Annotated in this window: 18 protein-coding genes and 3 pseudogenes; 9 read left to right on the forward strand and 12 right to left on the reverse strand. The window is 42.6% G+C overall.

From position 1 onward, the window contains the following. Position 1 precedes the first annotated feature (1 nt). From C6Y03_RS14555 to asnB, 5 genes and pseudogenes are all read right to left on the reverse strand, one after another. Positions 2–841, reverse strand: coding sequence for a phytoene/squalene synthase family protein (locus C6Y03_RS14555; RefSeq protein ID WP_106031484.1), 840 nt, complete (start codon positions 839–841; stop codon positions 2–4). Continuing rightward, a pseudogene (locus tag C6Y03_RS14560) lies at positions 834–2,310 on the reverse strand (phytoene desaturase family protein). Before C6Y03_RS14560 ends, C6Y03_RS14555 begins: the two are co-directional and overlap by 8 nt. Beyond that, positions 2,307–2,489, reverse strand: a pseudogene (locus C6Y03_RS14565) (phytoene desaturase); the annotation flags it as partial. The pseudogenes C6Y03_RS14565 and C6Y03_RS14560, both read right to left, overlap by 4 nt. Beyond that, positions 2,486–2,587 (reverse strand): NAD(P)-binding protein, encoded by a 102-nt coding sequence (locus C6Y03_RS14570; RefSeq protein ID WP_106039540.1) that lies wholly within the window; start codon positions 2,585–2,587, stop codon positions 2,486–2,488. The gene C6Y03_RS14570 and the pseudogene C6Y03_RS14565, both read right to left, overlap by 4 nt. 147 nt (positions 2,588–2,734) lie before the next feature. Then, positions 2,735–4,576, reverse strand: a complete 1,842-nt coding sequence (asnB, locus tag C6Y03_RS14575) for an asparagine synthase (glutamine-hydrolyzing) (RefSeq protein ID WP_034663432.1) — start codon at positions 4,574–4,576, stop codon at positions 2,735–2,737. Positions 4,577–4,732: 156 nt separating this feature from the next. Here asnB and C6Y03_RS14580 point away from each other — a divergent pair, with 156 nt between their 5' ends. Then, positions 4,733–5,260 (forward strand): DUF2777 family protein, encoded by a 528-nt coding sequence (locus tag C6Y03_RS14580; RefSeq protein ID WP_106039541.1) that lies wholly within the window; start codon positions 4,733–4,735, stop codon positions 5,258–5,260. Positions 5,261–5,298: 38 nt separating this feature from the next. Here C6Y03_RS14580 and C6Y03_RS14585 read toward each other — a convergent pair whose 3' ends face one another. From C6Y03_RS14585 to C6Y03_RS19715, 4 genes and pseudogenes are all read right to left on the reverse strand, one after another. After that, positions 5,299–5,667: a YisL family protein gene (locus C6Y03_RS14585; protein ID WP_034663442.1), complete on the reverse strand. Its 369-nt coding sequence runs from the start codon at positions 5,665–5,667 to the stop codon at positions 5,299–5,301. A 92-nt stretch (positions 5,668–5,759) separates the two neighbouring features. Further along, entirely contained in the window at positions 5,760–6,665 is a 906-nt protein-coding gene (locus C6Y03_RS14590; protein WP_060595961.1) for a fumarylacetoacetate hydrolase family protein, read from the reverse strand. Between the two features lie 41 nt (positions 6,666–6,706). Then, positions 6,707–7,045 (reverse strand): hypothetical protein, encoded by a 339-nt coding sequence (locus tag C6Y03_RS19710; protein ID WP_181185448.1) that lies wholly within the window; start codon positions 7,043–7,045, stop codon positions 6,707–6,709. A 232-nt stretch (positions 7,046–7,277) separates the two neighbouring features. Then, positions 7,278–7,352, reverse strand: a pseudogene (locus tag C6Y03_RS19715) (CotG/ExsB N-terminal domain-containing protein); the annotation flags it as partial. A gap of 205 nt (positions 7,353–7,557) precedes the next feature. Between C6Y03_RS19715 and C6Y03_RS14600 the strand changes: the two are divergent. The 8 genes from C6Y03_RS14600 to C6Y03_RS14635 all read left to right on the forward strand — a co-directional run bounded on the left by C6Y03_RS14600 (position 7,558) and on the right by C6Y03_RS14635 (position 11,024). Then, positions 7,558–8,652, forward strand: a complete 1,095-nt coding sequence (locus C6Y03_RS14600; protein WP_106031478.1) for a CotH kinase family protein — start codon at positions 7,558–7,560, stop codon at positions 8,650–8,652. A gap of 122 nt (positions 8,653–8,774) precedes the next feature. After that, a complete protein-coding gene (locus tag C6Y03_RS14605) occupies positions 8,775–8,936 on the forward strand; it encodes an aspartyl-phosphate phosphatase Spo0E family protein (RefSeq protein ID WP_012009503.1) in 162 nt (53 codons plus the stop codon). Positions 8,937–9,063: 127 nt separating this feature from the next. After that, positions 9,064–9,285 (forward strand): spore germination protein, encoded by a 222-nt coding sequence (locus C6Y03_RS14610; RefSeq protein WP_003211745.1) that lies wholly within the window; start codon positions 9,064–9,066, stop codon positions 9,283–9,285. 14 nt (positions 9,286–9,299) lie between these two features. Then, the gene (locus C6Y03_RS14615; protein WP_060595958.1) at positions 9,300–9,533 is read left to right on the forward strand and encodes a spore germination protein GerPB; all 234 of its coding nucleotides are present in this window, start codon (positions 9,300–9,302) and stop codon (positions 9,531–9,533) included. Between the two features lie 31 nt (positions 9,534–9,564). Next, positions 9,565–10,179 (forward strand): spore germination protein GerPC, encoded by a 615-nt coding sequence (locus C6Y03_RS14620; RefSeq protein WP_066031066.1) that lies wholly within the window; start codon positions 9,565–9,567, stop codon positions 10,177–10,179. Then, positions 10,176–10,352 carry a hypothetical protein gene (locus C6Y03_RS14625; RefSeq protein WP_060595956.1) on the forward strand — a complete coding sequence of 59 codons (177 nt, stop codon included), beginning with the start codon at positions 10,176–10,178 and terminating at the stop codon, positions 10,350–10,352. Before C6Y03_RS14620 ends, C6Y03_RS14625 begins: the two co-directional genes overlap by 4 nt. Next, positions 10,352–10,783, forward strand: a complete 432-nt coding sequence (locus tag C6Y03_RS14630) for a spore germination protein GerPE (protein WP_106039543.1) — start codon at positions 10,352–10,354, stop codon at positions 10,781–10,783. The genes C6Y03_RS14625 and C6Y03_RS14630 overlap by 1 nt, the downstream gene beginning before the upstream one ends. 22 nt (positions 10,784–10,805) lie before the next feature. Next, the gene (locus tag C6Y03_RS14635) at positions 10,806–11,024 is read left to right on the forward strand and encodes a spore germination protein (RefSeq protein ID WP_003211468.1); all 219 of its coding nucleotides are present in this window, start codon (positions 10,806–10,808) and stop codon (positions 11,022–11,024) included. 46 nt (positions 11,025–11,070) lie between these two features. Here the strand turns inward: C6Y03_RS14635 and C6Y03_RS14640 are convergent, their stop codons facing one another. Genes C6Y03_RS14640 through sbcD form a run of 3 tightly spaced genes read right to left on the reverse strand, consistent with a single transcriptional unit; the run spans position 11,071 to position 15,957 of the window. Then, positions 11,071–11,370: a hypothetical protein gene (locus C6Y03_RS14640; protein WP_060595954.1), complete on the reverse strand. Its 300-nt coding sequence runs from the start codon at positions 11,368–11,370 to the stop codon at positions 11,071–11,073. Positions 11,371–11,389: 19 nt separating this feature from the next. Beyond that, positions 11,390–14,785 (reverse strand): exonuclease subunit SbcC, encoded by a 3,396-nt coding sequence (sbcC, locus tag C6Y03_RS14645; RefSeq protein WP_106039544.1) that lies wholly within the window; start codon positions 14,783–14,785, stop codon positions 11,390–11,392. Further along, positions 14,782–15,957, reverse strand: coding sequence for an exonuclease subunit SbcD (gene sbcD, locus C6Y03_RS14650; RefSeq protein ID WP_106039545.1), 1,176 nt, complete (start codon positions 15,955–15,957; stop codon positions 14,782–14,784). Before sbcD ends, sbcC begins: the two co-directional genes overlap by 4 nt. Between the last annotated feature and the right edge of the window lie 9 nt (positions 15,958–15,966).

A 15,966-nucleotide genomic window follows, 5' to 3' on the forward strand; every position in this document is an offset into this window, starting at 1 on the left:
TTTACGTAATATCTTCTAAAGTAAGTGCTTTTTCCTGATTTGAAATAAATAATCGCTGTGTAAACACGCGGTATTCATTTTCTCTTGTTTTATCTAAAATGGCTTTATAAAAGTGAGCAGCTGCTTTCACTGGTATACGTGAATAAAGCGGGAATTCATGAAGATGGTCAAAAAACTCCTCGTAGTATGCCTCTGCCTCAAAGGCAATGTACTCCCATACGTGCTGAAATGCTTGATTGACAATGCCTTCTTGCAATTCTTGCTCTGTATATCCGAATTGATCCATGACTTGCTTTGGCAAATAAATGCGGTCTCTTTCAGCCTTATCCTCGCCGATGTCACGAAGGATGTTGGTCAGCTGCAAGCCAATCCCTAATGAAATCGCTGCTTCTTTCAGCTGCTCTTTTTTACGCGGTGCAATAATGGGAAGCAGCATGAGTCCAACGGTACTAGCCACATGGTAGGAATAGATGAGCAGTTCATCTAACGTTTCATACCGGTGCTGCTCTAAATCCATCTCCTGACCTTGGAGCAAGTCACGGAACGGGGCTTCATCCATACGAAACTCTTGAAATGTATGTTCTAGCGCTACCCACATCGGATCATTCCGATCTACCTCACCATGTAAAAATCGATCAAACGTCTCTCGAAAGGAGGCAAGCTCCTCTTTTGGTGAGGGGGACTCATCTACAATATCATCTGCTCTCCGGCAAAAGGAATACACAGCCCAGACGGCCTGTCTTTTCTTTTTAGGCAGCATGGAAAAGGCACGGTAAAACGTTTTGGAATGGGTTTGAATGGTCTCCTCACACAATTTCAATGCTGTTTGTACATCAACCACTTAGTTTCACTTCCTTTCTGTCATTCAAATCTTTTAACAGCACAGAAGCCATCAGCTTCGCACTTTGCATCACGATCGGCACCCCGCCGCCAGGATGGATGGAAGCACCTACCGCATAAAGATTGCCCGTCTCAGCTACCTTCACTTGCGGGCGGAAGACACCTGATTGAAACAAGTTAGGCGCAAGTCCAAAGCTGCCGCCTTCAAACAATCCTTCTCGCAAGGAATCATTTGGTGTTCTGATTTTTTTCCAGACAATCGACTCTCGCAATCTTGGAAAGCCTCTTTTCTCAAGACGATCGACCATTTTCTCTACAAAATCCGTCTCCTCTTCCCAGTTGATATGATCTCCTGAGGGAACGGGAATCAGCATATATAAAACACTACAGCCTTCCGGGGCAAGAGATGGATCAATAATCGATGGATTAAACGTATAAAACGACGGATCTTGAGGGATCGTCTTCGTTTGAAAAACCTCTTTCATATGCTGATCAAAGTGTTCGCCCATAAAAAATTGGTGAACAGGCGCATCATGGTACACCTTGTTTAACCCGAGATACATTATCACACAGCCAGAAGACGGCACGTATTTACGCCGATCTTGTTCGTCTAAACCAAGCTGTTTTAACGCAGCTGGATAATCTCCGTTGATCACAAATGCATCAGCTGCTATACGGTCGTCACTGACTTTTGCTGTAACCACGCGCTTTCCCTCAAACTCTAGCTCCGTGACTTCTTCATTTTTTCTTATATGCACACCCATTTTTATGAGCTGCCTCTCTAGTATATCTACTAAGCTCGCATAGCCGCCTTTTAAATAGTAGATTCCATGTGCGTGCTCACTATATGAAACGAGCGAATAAATAGCAGATGCTTCATACGGGTTCCCTCCGACATAGAGGGTTTGCAGTGCGTATGCATCTCGCAGACGTTCGTCTGAGAAATACATTTTCAGAGCACTTTGAACCGTGCGATACGCCTTTCATTTCATTAAAATCTTCATGTTTGCTTTTGTAAAAAATGTACACTTTTCATGAAATGATTTCTCTAGAAAGGCTTGCTGCCCTTCTTGAAACCGGTCTGTCATTTCTTCCATAAACCTTAGAAATCCTTGATCTTCCTTTGGAAATACACGTCTGATTTCCTCTAGCTGACGAAATGCATCAGAGTACTTCGTGTAGAAGGTTCCATCTTGATATTGAATCGTATACAGCGGATCAAGCTGCAAAAGATCAAGAGACGCTTCGTCCATTCCAACCTCATGTAAAATACCTTTTAACATATCAGGAAGTAGGACAATGGTCGGGTCTTCATCTACTTTATATCCTTTCTCACGTACAAAAGCAAGTCTTCCGCCAAGTCGCTCATTTTTTTCGACAAGCGTGACATCATGTCCAGCTTTTTTTAAAATAAAGTGCTGAGATTATCCCGCCAATCCCGCCACCTGCAATCAATATATGTTTTTTCATGAGGCGCTCCCCTTTTCTTGGTGCGGCAATGTTTTGTGCGTATGTTTCTCTTTTGAAAGAATCGCATTTGTCGTGATACGTGCTGATTCTAAAATGGTCGGCAGCCCGCTTCCTGGGTGCGTCCCTCCTCCTACGAGCCAGCAATGGTCCAATTCATCAAATTCATTGTGCGGCCTTAGGGCTGTTTTTCGTATACCTGAACATCATGTCCTTTGCTTTGAAGCATCATAGCTACCGCAAGTCCCCCTGGTCCTGCTCCGATCACAATGATTTTCATTATCCTTTTTCCTCCAAATTAATTCACTTTAAGTTAATTATACAAATTAGAAAGATTAGATCAACTTTTGATGTGCTCTATTCGTCTCATGTTATGTATTAAAAAAGCCGGCTTCCCTTCAACAAATGTAAGAAAGCCGACCCTTTATTACGCTTCTATATCAATTCGATACGTTTCAAACCAATGATGAATCTGCGCCAGATGAGCGATTAACTGCGGGCCCTTCATGAGCTGGCCATACCAAGGCACTTGAAAGGAGGCTCCTTCCGTTTCAATCAGCTGGTTTAATTGATGTGCATCTAGAAATTCGTGAAGGACAGAATCTTTTTGCGCAAGGCAATCTGTTAACATCTCTTTCACAGCCTGAGTATAGGCTGGATGATGTGTTTTCGGATAAGGACTCTTCTTGCGATAAAGCACTTCATTCGGTAAAATTCCCTCTAATGCTTTTCGTAAAACCCCTTTTTCACGATTTCCATGCATTTTCATTTCCCAAGGAATATTCCACACATATTCGACAAGGCGATGGTCTGCAAATGGCACTCGTACCTCAAGACTCGCCCCCATACTCATTCGGTCTTTTCGATCTAGCAGCGTTGTCATAAACCAGACCATATTTAAGTAAAAAAGTTCTCTCCGGGCTTTATCCACTCCAGTTTCTCCATCTAAAAGAGGCGTTTCAGCCACGGTTTCTTCATATTTGCTTTGTGCATATTCTCTTAGTGACAGCTTCTTTTGCCACGAATCTTGTAAGAGCTGCGTTCTAGCTTCCGTCGATCTCATCCAAGGAAAACCATTCGTTTCATTTGCCGCATGGAACCAAGGATAACCTCCAAAAATTTCATCCGCACATTCACCTGACAAACCGACAACAAAGTCCTTTTTAATTTCTCGACAGAACCAAAGCAAAGAAGAATCAATATCTGCCATACCCGGTAAGTCTCGGACCTCAACCGCTTCCTTCAAATAAGCAGCCAGCTCCTTTTGTCCAATGACGCAGCTGTGATGATTCGTTTGAAACGCCTTGGTCATGCGGTCAATCCATGGACCGTCAGCATTCGGCTGGAATTGACTTGCTTCAAAGAATTGATCATTTCCTTCGTAGTCAACCGAATACGTATGAAGCGGTGCTTTCCCTATTTTCTCAAAGTGCTTAGCGGCAATGGCGGTAATGGCACTCGAATCGACGCCACCCGATAAAAATGTACAAACAGGCACATCAGAAACGAGCTGTCTTGTGACGGCATCTGTAAAGAGATGCTTGACGTGCTGGGCGGTGTCATCAAGTGAGTCCGTATGCGCCTTGCTTTTGACATTCCAGTATCTCCACACACGCAGTCCGTCTTTTGAAAAAGTCAAAGCATGAGCAGGTCTCAGCTCTTTTACCCCTTTAAACACTCCTTGCCCTGGTGTTCTAGACGGTCCTAAACCAAAGATCTCCGATAATCCTTCATGATCGACTTTTGCTTTCATATCAGGGTGAGCAAGTAGCGCTTTGATTTCCGAACCAAATAAAAAGGAATGATGACGTTCTGTATAGAAAAATGGCTTGACGCCGAGCCGGTCTCTCCCTGCAAATAATAATTCACGCTCACTATCCCAGATCACAAATGCAAAAATACCATTAAAATGGGTCACACACTCTTCCTTCCATTCTGTGTAGGCGTGAAGAAGAACCTCTGTATCAGAATGTCCAAGAAAGCGGTGGCCCCTTTTTAACAATTCTTTTCTTATATCTTCTGTGTTATAGAGCTCTCCATTGTATACAACGGTATAAGCATGGTTTTGATGTGTATATGTCATCGGCTGTTTTCCGCCTTCTACATCTACAACCGCTAACCTTTTATGCCCAAATAGAACGTGCTCACTTTTCCACGTATTTGTATCGTCTGGCCCTCTTTTAGATAATGTATCTGTCATTTGATTGATTACATGATCCTGTTGGATGAGCTGCTTTTTAAAGTCTGCCCAGCCTGTTATTCCACACATCATCATCAGCTCCCATCCGTTTTTCCTCAAGTGTTCTCATTCAGCCTTTCTTAGTTTATGCATCGTCTCCTTGATAGTTGATTTGTCCTTTTTTTCTCGGGCGTATAGGACAAGCATGATTTGGTAAGAAAAGAAAGAGGAAAGGAGCTTTTGCAAATGGAAAAACGAATGAAGCAGCTTGAACGCTGCAGTCGAAGATGGTGCAGCGGGTATTTACTGATTGAAAACGGGCATTGCTTGATTGAAGATGAAGAAGGAGACATCATGCTGCCAGAAAGTCTTCAAAGCACGATGATCTGTTTGAAGGAAAATGGCAGGTGGACAAAAGGGGAACTGCTCGGGTCCATGATACTTCATGAAAGTGGGCAGCTAGTAGAAGTACAAGGCGGTGAAGTGATTCAATATACGGCATCACTTGCGAAAGGATGGCTTGACCTACTGATGTTCGTTCCTGAAAACGTTTTTTTTGAAATCATTGCACAGGTAGAGCAGCTTGGTTTTTCCGTCTACGATTGTGTTTTCTCCTCCTTTCATTCTTTTCAACGAGTTTCTTTCTTTCAGTTTTCGACAGATTCACAATCACTTGCCCTTCAATGTCACCATGACTCCGCCGCAGGTCAAATTCGTTTTGAATGGACCACTTCTGACGGTTACCGGTCGGTTTCGCAATTTGATGGCATATAAAAAGGACACTGCTTCGTATAAGCAATGCCCTTTTTATGTTAAAAGATATGGAAACCGATCGGCAGACGTAAACCGAGAAGAATGGTCACAATCGCGAACACGATAAAACCAATCAATACACCAGTCACCGATTTTCCTTTTTTCTTGCGTACAAGAACCATTTCCATGAAGCCGATCACAAGGATACCGAGAATCATTTTACCGATATACTCGCCACCGAAACCTGGAATTTTCATTCCTGTGCGAACATACAGCTCTACGCCTGTTGCGATAATGATCAAGTACAATAGTCTGACAATCATGTGCACAATTTTAGCACCTTTGTCATTTTTACCTGCTAGAGCAAAGGCCACGAAGAATAAAATAATCCCTAGCACCCATGCTGTAATATGTAAATGCGTTCCCATCTGTTATTTCCCCCTTTATCAGAACAATTACCTTCTCATCGTACCACGAAATAAGTCGAACACAAAGCGACAATCCTGTGTCATCGCACTCTTTATTTGACGCGATTCGATAGCGTTCCAATCGGCTCAATCGTGATGTCAATTCGATCCCCTGAAGCTAAGAACTTAGGCGGTTCAAAGCCTTTGCCAACCCCAGAAGGTGTTCCCGTTGCAATGATGTCACCAGCTTCTAGTGTCATCCCTTTTGAAAGAGTAGAAACAATATTCTCGATGGAGAAAATCATTAATTCTGTACTGGCAGACTGACGAACCTCTCCGTTTACCTTTGTTTCCACATGGAGCGCACCATGATCCTCGACCACTGACTTATGCACAATATAAGGTCCTATCGGGCAGGTTGTATCTAAGCTTTTACCTATGAAAAATTGTTTGTGTTTTTTCTGCAAATCTCTTGCCGTTACGTCATTTAAAATGGTGTAACCGAATAGATAATCGCGGACCTCTTCAGGTGCAATATTCTTCCCTGATTTGCCCATCACGATCGCAAGCTCCCCTTCATAGTCCAGCTCACTGGTCACATCTTCATGAAGGAGAATATCCGCTTCATGTCCAACGACTGAAGTAGGTGCCTTTGTAAAGATCATCACATCTTTAGGGATATCCGCTGCACTTCCCATCTCCATGACATGATCTTGATAATTCTTTCCAACACACATGATGTTTTTAGCTGGCTTTGGAATCGGCGCATGGAGTTTCACTTCCGAAAGCGGATATACATAAGAACCGCGGTCTTCTTCTTTTTTCTCAGCCCAGTCAAGGAGCTGTTTGACATGCTCAACAAACTTGTCCCCCATATTAATACATTCAGCTAAAGAGTTTGGCAGTGTCTCAAGCTCAAATAATTTGGCTTCTGCCTTTTTGACGTCCATGACCCATTCATCATCAATCACTACCCCAATAAACATTCTGCTATGTATCTCACCTGTAAAAAACTTCATGTCTTCCCCTCACAATCTTCATTTCGCTAAGTGATGATGTCTCATTTTATTTCTCTATGAAATAAAAAAAACCCTTTTTTATCATACTCTCTTTTAAAAAGGGTTTCAAAAAAGATGATCTGATGTTTAGCGGTAGCGGCGATACTCCCACATGTTCCCTTGGTCCCATTTGCGATCAACATTTCCTCTGCTGTGGGAATGATGCTTTTTCTTTCCACATCTTTTGCAAGAGCGGCTGCGTTTATGGTGATGAGAACGTTTAGATCGATGGCAGCTTCTATGGTGATGAGATCGTTTAGATCGATGGCTGCGATGTGACTTGCGGCAGCTTTTCTTATGATGGGATCTGTGTTTGCTGCGGCATGATTTTTTCGGTTCACTCTTTTTACTTCTGCAAGATTTCTTGCTTTTGCACGATTTTTTGCTTTTGCATGGTTTCTCACTTTTCACGCTTTTCTTTGAACAGCGACTTTTTTTCGAACGATAGCTCTTGTAGCTTTTTTTACTGCGGTGTGATTTACGGCATCCGCCTCCACCAAAGAACCAATGACGGCGTTTTGAATGGCGAGAACGTGCTGACTTGTGCGATCGTTTCGATTCTGGTTCACGATCTAAGTGATGATCACGTCCTTCACTTCGAAGTGAATCCACTGCATGTTCAATATGTGAATGATCAAATGTGCTCACGAACGATTCCCCTCCCAGTCTATACTTTGACAAAACAAACAGATCAAGCTGTTTATCTTCTCTGCTTTATGTTACGAGACTTGGTAGACAAGTGTTCTTGGCGGATGCCCCTTTCTTTTAAAACTCCATGAATACCTAACAAACGGGTACAGGACATTCCTTCATTTTCATATCGTAAAGAAGAGCATAGGAGGATGATGAACGCATGACCACAGAACCTTTAAAGCAAATGGATATTTGGATTCATCCAAAGGACTTGATTGAATTAAGAAAAGACATATGGAACGACGAACCTGTTGAGGCCATTTTGAAAACCGGCCAGATCAAATCACATATTTATGCTTCATACCGCGGGTCTCACATTAGAAAGCTGAAAAAAAAGTCCTATCAAATTGAATATCGTAAGCCAAAGCAAAGACAAGGCGAATCTATCTTTCATTTAAATGCAGAGTACAATGACCCTTCGTTTATCCGAAACAGGCTGTCCTTTTATTTCTTCGAGCAGATAGGGGTGCTAAGCCCTGCTGCTTCTCATGTGTTTCTCACTATAAATGGTAGAAAAGAAGGCATTTATTTAAAAATAGAATCCGTCGATGAGCACTTTTTTCAGAAAAGGCAGCTTTCAGGAGGCGGCATTTATTATGCAGTCGATGACGATGCCAACTTCTCCCTTTTGAGTTCGTTTGATAAAAAGCCCAAAAAACACCTTCTCCTCGGGTACGAGAAAAAAACGGGGACTTCTCAACACGATCAGCAGCTGAGTGAATTTATTTACTTTCTCAACACAGCGAAAGATGACATATTTGCAGAAAAAATTGAGCAATACCTAGATGTAACACAGTATTTCCGCTGGCTCATTGGTGTCGTGTGCACACAAAACTTTGACGGCTTTGTCCATAACTACGCTCTTTATGTGAATGAACAAGGAAAATTTCAAGTACTTCCTTGGGATTATGATGCGACATGGGGCCGTGACATTCATGGAGAAGAAATGGCATTTGATTATATTCCAGTAAACGGCTTTAATACTTTAACTGCTAGGTTACTAGATATCCCTTCATTTAAGAGAGCCTATTACACGCTTTTTCAGCATGTACTCGATACACATTTTTTAGAAGACCGGCTTTGTCCAATCATCGAGAAATGGCATGCCTCTATCGAGAACCGAATTGGAGATGATCCTTATACGAGAGATCGAAAAGACATCCTACAATCAGAACGAGAGGTCATCCGGCAGTATATCAACAAAAGACGACGTTATTTACAGGCTGAAATAAGAAAAGAGATATATGGCACGTAAGGACGCTTTCGAATTTTGTCACTTTATTACTCATATTGACGAAACAGCTTTTTTTATAGAAAAATAGGGTATACTAACCATATCCTTCTATTATATAAAAAATGTGAGAGTTGGCGTCCGTTATGATCAATTATGAAATTGAACAAAAAAGATTACATTTAATTGAGACAGCAAAAAAATTCGGGATGAATGCCGAAGAAACCATCAGGTGCAGTCAAGAGCTTGATACACTCTTAAATAAAGGCATCAAATACACCTCGAATGAATGCTCTAAAAAAGGGTAAACCATACACCTAATTCCTCTCATCAAAAGCTTTCAAAAAGACAATCACACATTAAAAGACCCATCATAAGCTATGGTGAAACGCCCAAAAACAAAGTGCCTTATTTTTATAAAGGATGTGCACCGCTATGCCGGCTATTGTTGGAGCCTTTAAAGTAAATGCCGTCGGAACGAGCGGAGTCGTTCATGTTGGAGACTGCATCACCATTTCTCCAAATAGTCAGGTTAAAACGTTTGCTGGCGCAGGCAGTTTTAACACTGGTGATCAATTGCGCATTAGCAACTATAAAAGTGTGACAAATACGTACGACAGTGATGTCATTGATCAACCGCTTGTTGGTAACTTGTAAGGAGTGAGAATCCGTTGAACTTCTATATTAATCAAGCGATACAAATTAATTATTTGCGTGTAGAGTCTGTCAGTAACTCCTCTGTGCTGCAAATTGGGAGCGCTGGTTCAATTAAAGCTCTTTCTAATCTGTATAACACGGGCAGCTACGTAGAAGCAGCACCTGCCGCAGCAGGTACACAAGGAATTGAAGAATCCCAAGGCGCAATCACAACACCTTTTGTACCGCTTCAGTCACCAACAACTTAAGTTCATCTGCTATCCCCGGAGGTGTATGTCAATGTATGATTATCAAAGCAACGCTTCACAGGTGCATGGCATCATTCAAAAGCAAACACAACAAATTATGATGCTTGAAAAAAGGCTTAACGAGCTTCAGCAGGAAATGCAAATGATCAAAGATAAACCGACAACGACGATTGAACGGATTGATTATCAATTTGATCAACTGAAAATCGAGCGGCTTGAAGGTACACTGAATATCGGCCTCAATCCATCTGATCCAAACAGTGTTCAAAACTTTGAAGTGGGCCAAACAACAACCCCGGGTATTGGAATGATGCAGCAAGAAATGGCTGATCAATTTTTCAATCAAACACGCCAGCTTGTCGACGCATTCTTAAATGAAGAAGCGCCAGAACTTCTTGAAGAGCTAGAGCAGCGATATGAAGGGTCTCTTGATGAGAGCAACAAACACCACATCATTGAGGACATTCGCAAGCAAATTGACAGCAGAATCAAATACTATGCAGGACAGCTCCCGCACCGGGAAGATATGACCCCGCTGCAGCGTTCAGAGCAAATTGCTGAATATGTGAAGCATGATGTCAAACGAGCGATTGAGCATTTCTTAGCCCATATTCCAAATGAAACGAAAGGAGAGGAAAACGGATGAATTTCACAGTCGTCAACCGCAACATCGAGACCGGATGCATTAAAGTAGTTGGGGTTTCGTCCTCTTCCCTATTTATCATCGGGGACACAGATCATGTACAATTATCCTCCATTTTTGATACACCGCCAGAATCTCTTATCATTGGCCCGTTTGTTCCTCTGGCACCTCGATAATGATAAAGCGCACATCTCAAGTGAGTTTCACGAAGGTGAATTCTGTGGGGATTTCAAGTGTTGTTCAAATCGGTGATACGCAGGAGCTATGCCCGAAGGTTAAGGTGTTAGCTGTTCAACGAACCATTAGTTTGTTTTATGGTAATGAAGCAGAAAACTTAAATGCGAAAGAATTTGAAGTGTATTATGAGCCTATTCCATTGATGCTGCCGGAACGATCCGTCAGAACAGCATTTTACCATGAAAAGCCTGTGATTAAAGTGTCTTCAATACATGTAGAAGGGGTGTCTTCCTCCTCTGTGTTTCAAATTGGCTCTACGTGTGGAGTGAATGGCGTTGCAAGAGTGAAGCATATTCGAGAGTTATTTAGCAGCGACGAAAGTCCGCCAAACTCACAAATGGATCTACCTACGCATATGATGGTGATATGACTTCGAATAAAGGATGTCGATTATGCCAGCAATTGTCGGACCCATTTACATTAACTCTATTTCTGGAGGCGTCGTAAACGTCGGTGACTCATTCTACCTGTCGCCTAAAAGTTCGTCAAAATCTGCTTTAGGCTCTGGAGCGGGAAATACCGGAGATTTCTTGATATTAAATAATGGCATTAGCGCCACCAACTATGTGGATCCTGACTTAAATGATCAGAATATGGTAGGCAATGCATAAAGCAGCTCCTCTACAGTCATTTCATTTAGAGGAGCGCTTTTTATGCTTATTTTTTTCTGCGTTGTCTCGATTTTTTTGTTTTAACCAGCTTGCTTGCCGGCTGTTTTCGAATCCATTTGATGTACGAAGCAAGCTTTTCATCCTGCCTTAGTGCATCAAGTGTGTTCAAGCGTGCGGCAAGCTCCTGGTTTGTAAAGAGTGCATGCACTTGTTTATGGCAGGGGATACACAGGAAGGCAGTCGCTAAAAAAGCCCCACCTTCTTCTCTTGGTGTTAAGTGGTGTTCTGTGAGCAGGACATTTTGTCTTCCGCACAGCTCACATAATCCAATGGTTTGCTTTGCCACCCTGTCATCACCTCAACAATTACATTAATTCCATTGAGACCGTTGTCCCTTTCCCGCTTGGATCTGCTGGATGGACAATCAGTTTCTTCGGCAGTCTCATTTTCAATTCTTCCACGTGGCTAATCACACCAACTGCTAAATTGTGAGACTGCAGTTTCTCTAATGCGGTAATGACCGTATCAAGCAAGTCTTGATCGAGCGTACCGAATCCTTCATCAAGGAAAAAGAATTGCAGCGGGAATTCACCTCTCAGCTGAATTTGTGCAGAAAGAGCAAGGGCAAGCGCCAGCGATGTCAGGAAGGTTTCCCCGCCGGACAAGCTGGACACAGGACGCCTGACACCACCATTTGCATCATCACGCATAACAAAGCCGCCTTCTGAGTCGACCTCAATCGCATATCTTTGTCTCGTCAACATACCCAAGCGGGCGGATGCATCACGACTGACACTTTCCAGCTGTTCTTCTGCTAAAAATTCAACAAACGTATTCCCTTTAAAAACGGTTTGCAGTTTATCGAGGCGATCAATTTCTTGCTGCAGTGCTTCCAAGCGTTCGTGAATACTTGCAAAGCGCTGATGATTTTCTTCAATCACACGCAGGTGTTCATGTGCGGATCCACTCATTGCTGTCGCTTCTTCCAATGCTTTTTCAGCTGCATCTTTTCTGTGCTGAATGTCAGTCCACTGCTTTTCATCCAGTGACTCTTCTTTCAGTAATTCAGAAATTCGCTTTAAGTTTGCGGCACATTCCTTTCTTTTATCCTCAAATTCCTCCATTTCCTGTTTGACCGATTGACGTACTGCCTGTTCCATTGAAGCAGACTCAATTTCCTGCGGCATATGAAAAGGAGAGGATTCTGTTTCTTTTTCCCATGCTGCTTCTGCTTCTTGTTTTCGCCGGTTCGCCTCTTGAAGCTGACGCTCACTGCTTGAAAAATGGCTTTGCGCCTCACTAAACAACTGCTGCGCGTGCTGCAATTGCTTGTACGATTGCTGTTCTTTTTCATTAAGAAGAGCAAGAGAATGTTCAACCTCAATAAGTTCATCAGAAATAGAGGCAGCTTTTAATGGATATCGGCCTAAATCTGTTTCATATTGATGGATAAGCTGATGCTGACTTTCTAGCTGATGCGCTAGTTTATCAAGTTCTTTCTCGACATTGTATATCGCTGTCTGCAGCTGCTCTTTTGCTAGCTGTTTTTCTTCCAAAAACGAAATGCTTTTCTCAATACGTTCTTTATAGCCTTCCGCTTGTTGGTCCTTTTCATCGATTTGCTTTTGCAGCTCTTGTACTTGATTCAATGTAAAATGAGGGAAGGCCTGTTCAAATTGAGTCGTTTGCTCTGATAGCTCAGATTGAAGCTCTTTGATCAGCACCTCTAATTCTTCGATGCGCTGCTGTTCAAAAGTCATTTGCTCTTTCATCTTGCTCATCTCTGCTGCTTGATTATGCGTTTCATCCATTAAACGAGCTCGTTTACGTTCAACTTCTTGAATATCCTGCTTTATGCCTTTCCATTCTTGCATCAGATCCTGCAAAGACTGCGGATTTTGTACGGTTTCTACTGCTGCAGCTACTTCTGCTCCCGGGGCTTTCTGAGATAAGAAAGCGAATTGTTTCACTAATTGATTGGCATTCGTTTCGAGGAGCTGCTTTGCGGCATACATGTCTCTCGCATACTCCTCTGCCTGCTTGAGCTCTTTGTCCATCCGTTGAATGACTTCATCGACTTGTGCCACGGTTTCTTCATGGTCATTGGATTCCAAAGCCTTTGGATCATGATGAATTGATCCACAAACCGGACATGGCTCACCATCTACTAGCTCTGCCGCTAATTCTTTTCTTAATTCAGCCGCCCTTACAACATCACGCTGTTTTAATTTTTCGAGCTTCTGATGTTGTTCTTTTTTACTCCATTCTGTTAGAGCTCGTTCGAATTCACATACATAAAAATAGAGGTGTTCAATTGCTTGAAACGATTGGTCTATTTTTTCATGATGGTCGTTTTGCTGTTTTTGAAGCTTTTCATATGCTTCTGAAGTCTGTGAGGCTCGCTTTTTGAGCTCCTCCAGCTTTTGCTTTTCTTTTTGAATGCTGCGGTTTATTCTTTCAACATTTTCACTTAAACGTAAAGCATCCTGTACACTTTTCCGTTCTTTTACTGAGACTTGTAACTGCTCCAGCTCATGCTTCAGCTGTGTTTGTTTCGTCAGTGCACGCTCTAATAGAGATTGAAGATTGTCCGCTTCTTTTTTCTTTTGTATGAATTGCTGCGTTTTTTCATTTTTTTGCTGTTCTATTCCTGTCTTTTCCTGAAAAGCTGTCTCTTTTTTTCGTTCAATTTCCTTTAGATGAATCAGCTGCTCTTTCTTTTGGAGAAGTTCTGGCTCAGTCTCTATTTTCTTTTGCCGGGCTTGCTCATACTCATGCGTCATTTGATCATAGATCGTTCGTTGATGCAGCAGCTGCTTTTCTGCTTCCTGCTTCTCCTTTGATGCTTGAGAAAGCTGTTTTTCAGCCTTTGTTAATGCATCCGCATAGGGCTTTAGCGCCTCTGCCTGCTCTGCGATATTGAGCTTGGCCTTTTTCTCTTCCATTGATGGTGCCAGTAGATTCAGTTTGTTTTGTTCAGTCTCATAAGCTTCTTGTTCCTTTTGATACTGCCAGATCGCTTGCGCCTTTGTAAAAGCAGTGAACGCTTCGTCCCGCGCTTGTTTTTTCTCATGAAAAATGGCTTTTGCCTGCTCTGCTGCTTCCTTTGCTTTTGCCAGCGCCTCTGGGCCAGCTTCCCCTAAACCATTCAGTTCAGCCAGCAGTTCATTTTTTTGCCCATATTGATTCTGAGCTTTTGCACGCAAACGCTTGACGAGCTGATCCCCATACTTTTCCAAGTTAAACAACCGCTGAAGCATTTGACGTCTGTCTGCCCCTTTTAGGGAGAGAAATTCTGCAAATTTCCCTTGAGGTAAGACAACCGCTCGCGTAAAATCATCAATGGTTAATCCGAGTAATTCTTCTACTTTACGATTGACCTCACTCGCTTTATCTGCGAGAACGGTCTGCGTATCACCGATTTCAATCAGGCGGCATAATGTCGTTCTGACTTTCATTTCATCCGCTCGTTTGAAAGCACGTTCAACTTTATAAGAAATATGGTGTTCCTTTTGCAAAGCAAATGTAAAGGAAACCGACAGCTTTTCTTCCGCTTGGTTCAAAATACCATGTGTATTATTTAACGCACGTTCCACTTTGCCATAGAGTGCCAGGGTCATGGCGTCTAATATGGACGACTTTCCACTTCCTGTCGGTCCAAATATGCCAAACACACCTGCATCACATAATGAGCTAAAGTCAATTGTTTGTTCTTCTCTGAAGCTATGAAGTCCTTTAATGGTCAGCGTAATCGGCTTCAAGTCGCTTCCTCCTCTTGCATTTCATTGGCTAGCTCTAAAAACAGTTTGACTGTTTTTTCATCGGGTAGACCGCCACCTGTCTGGCGCTCATAAAATTTCACGAACCGCTCTTCGATCGAGAGCTTTTCCACTTGCTTTTGCTCTTCTATTTGCTGTAGTTCTTTGAACTTTGGTCGAATGTGAACAAACCCACTATGCTGCTTACGGAGCTGATGAATCTCTTCAATAGAGAGCTGGTCTGTTAAATGAATCTCTAAATCAATCCACGCCTGAAGATCACGTTTTTCATCCAGCCACTCGTGCACTTGACTCAGTCCCTCAGTCGCCTTCCATTTCACAAGTGGTTTTCCGCTTGATAAAAACACTTCTTTCCAGCTTGCCTTTTCATTAGGTTTTGCCTCTACAATTGTGAATGATTTGGCATAGCCTGATTCAGAAAAGCTATAAGCAAGAGGTGATCCAGAATACCGGGCAATCGTTTTGGCACGTTTGATCGTTTGCGGGCGGTGCAAATGACCAAGTGCAACATAGCAAGCTGCTTCTGGCAGGCTTTCAGCCGCAACGGTATATGCGCCGCCTACTTCAATCGGTCTTTCTGAATCTGTTTGACTTCCTCCTGCCACATAAATGTGGCTTGTTGCAATATTAACTGTATCCGGCTGGAATTGAGTACTTAAATGTTGAAACGCTTGTTGAATTTTTAAATTGTAATGATCACGAAGCACTTTCTCTTCAAATGTTTCAGCCAGCACCTCATTTAGTCTAGCCTCAGACGGATAAGCGAGTGCTGCAATGGATAAACGTTCACTCGAAGAAGGAACATCGACACGGATGATGTCATTTGTCGGATATCCAATTAAATGAATACCCTGATCATTTGTTAAAGGAGATGCGGCTGATAAGCGATCCGGATTATCGTGATTGCCTGAGATGACCACTACCTGCCGTTTTCCTTTATCAGATAAGGCAGATAGACTTTCATAAAAAAGCTGCTCTGCTCTAGCAGGCGGATTCACTGTATCAAAGGCATCACCGGCCATCACAATGACATCAATGTGTTCGTCTTTCACGATTTGATACAGTTCATCTAAAAACTGTGCTTGCTCATCAAGCCGGCTTCGACCTTCAAGGGTTTTCCCTAAATGCCAATCCGCTGTATGCAGAATCCTCATGTGATTCAC

It is taken from the genome of Bacillus sp. LNXM65 (assembly GCF_002998575.1).
Taxonomy (GTDB): domain Bacteria; phylum Bacillota; class Bacilli; order Bacillales; family Bacillaceae; genus Bacillus.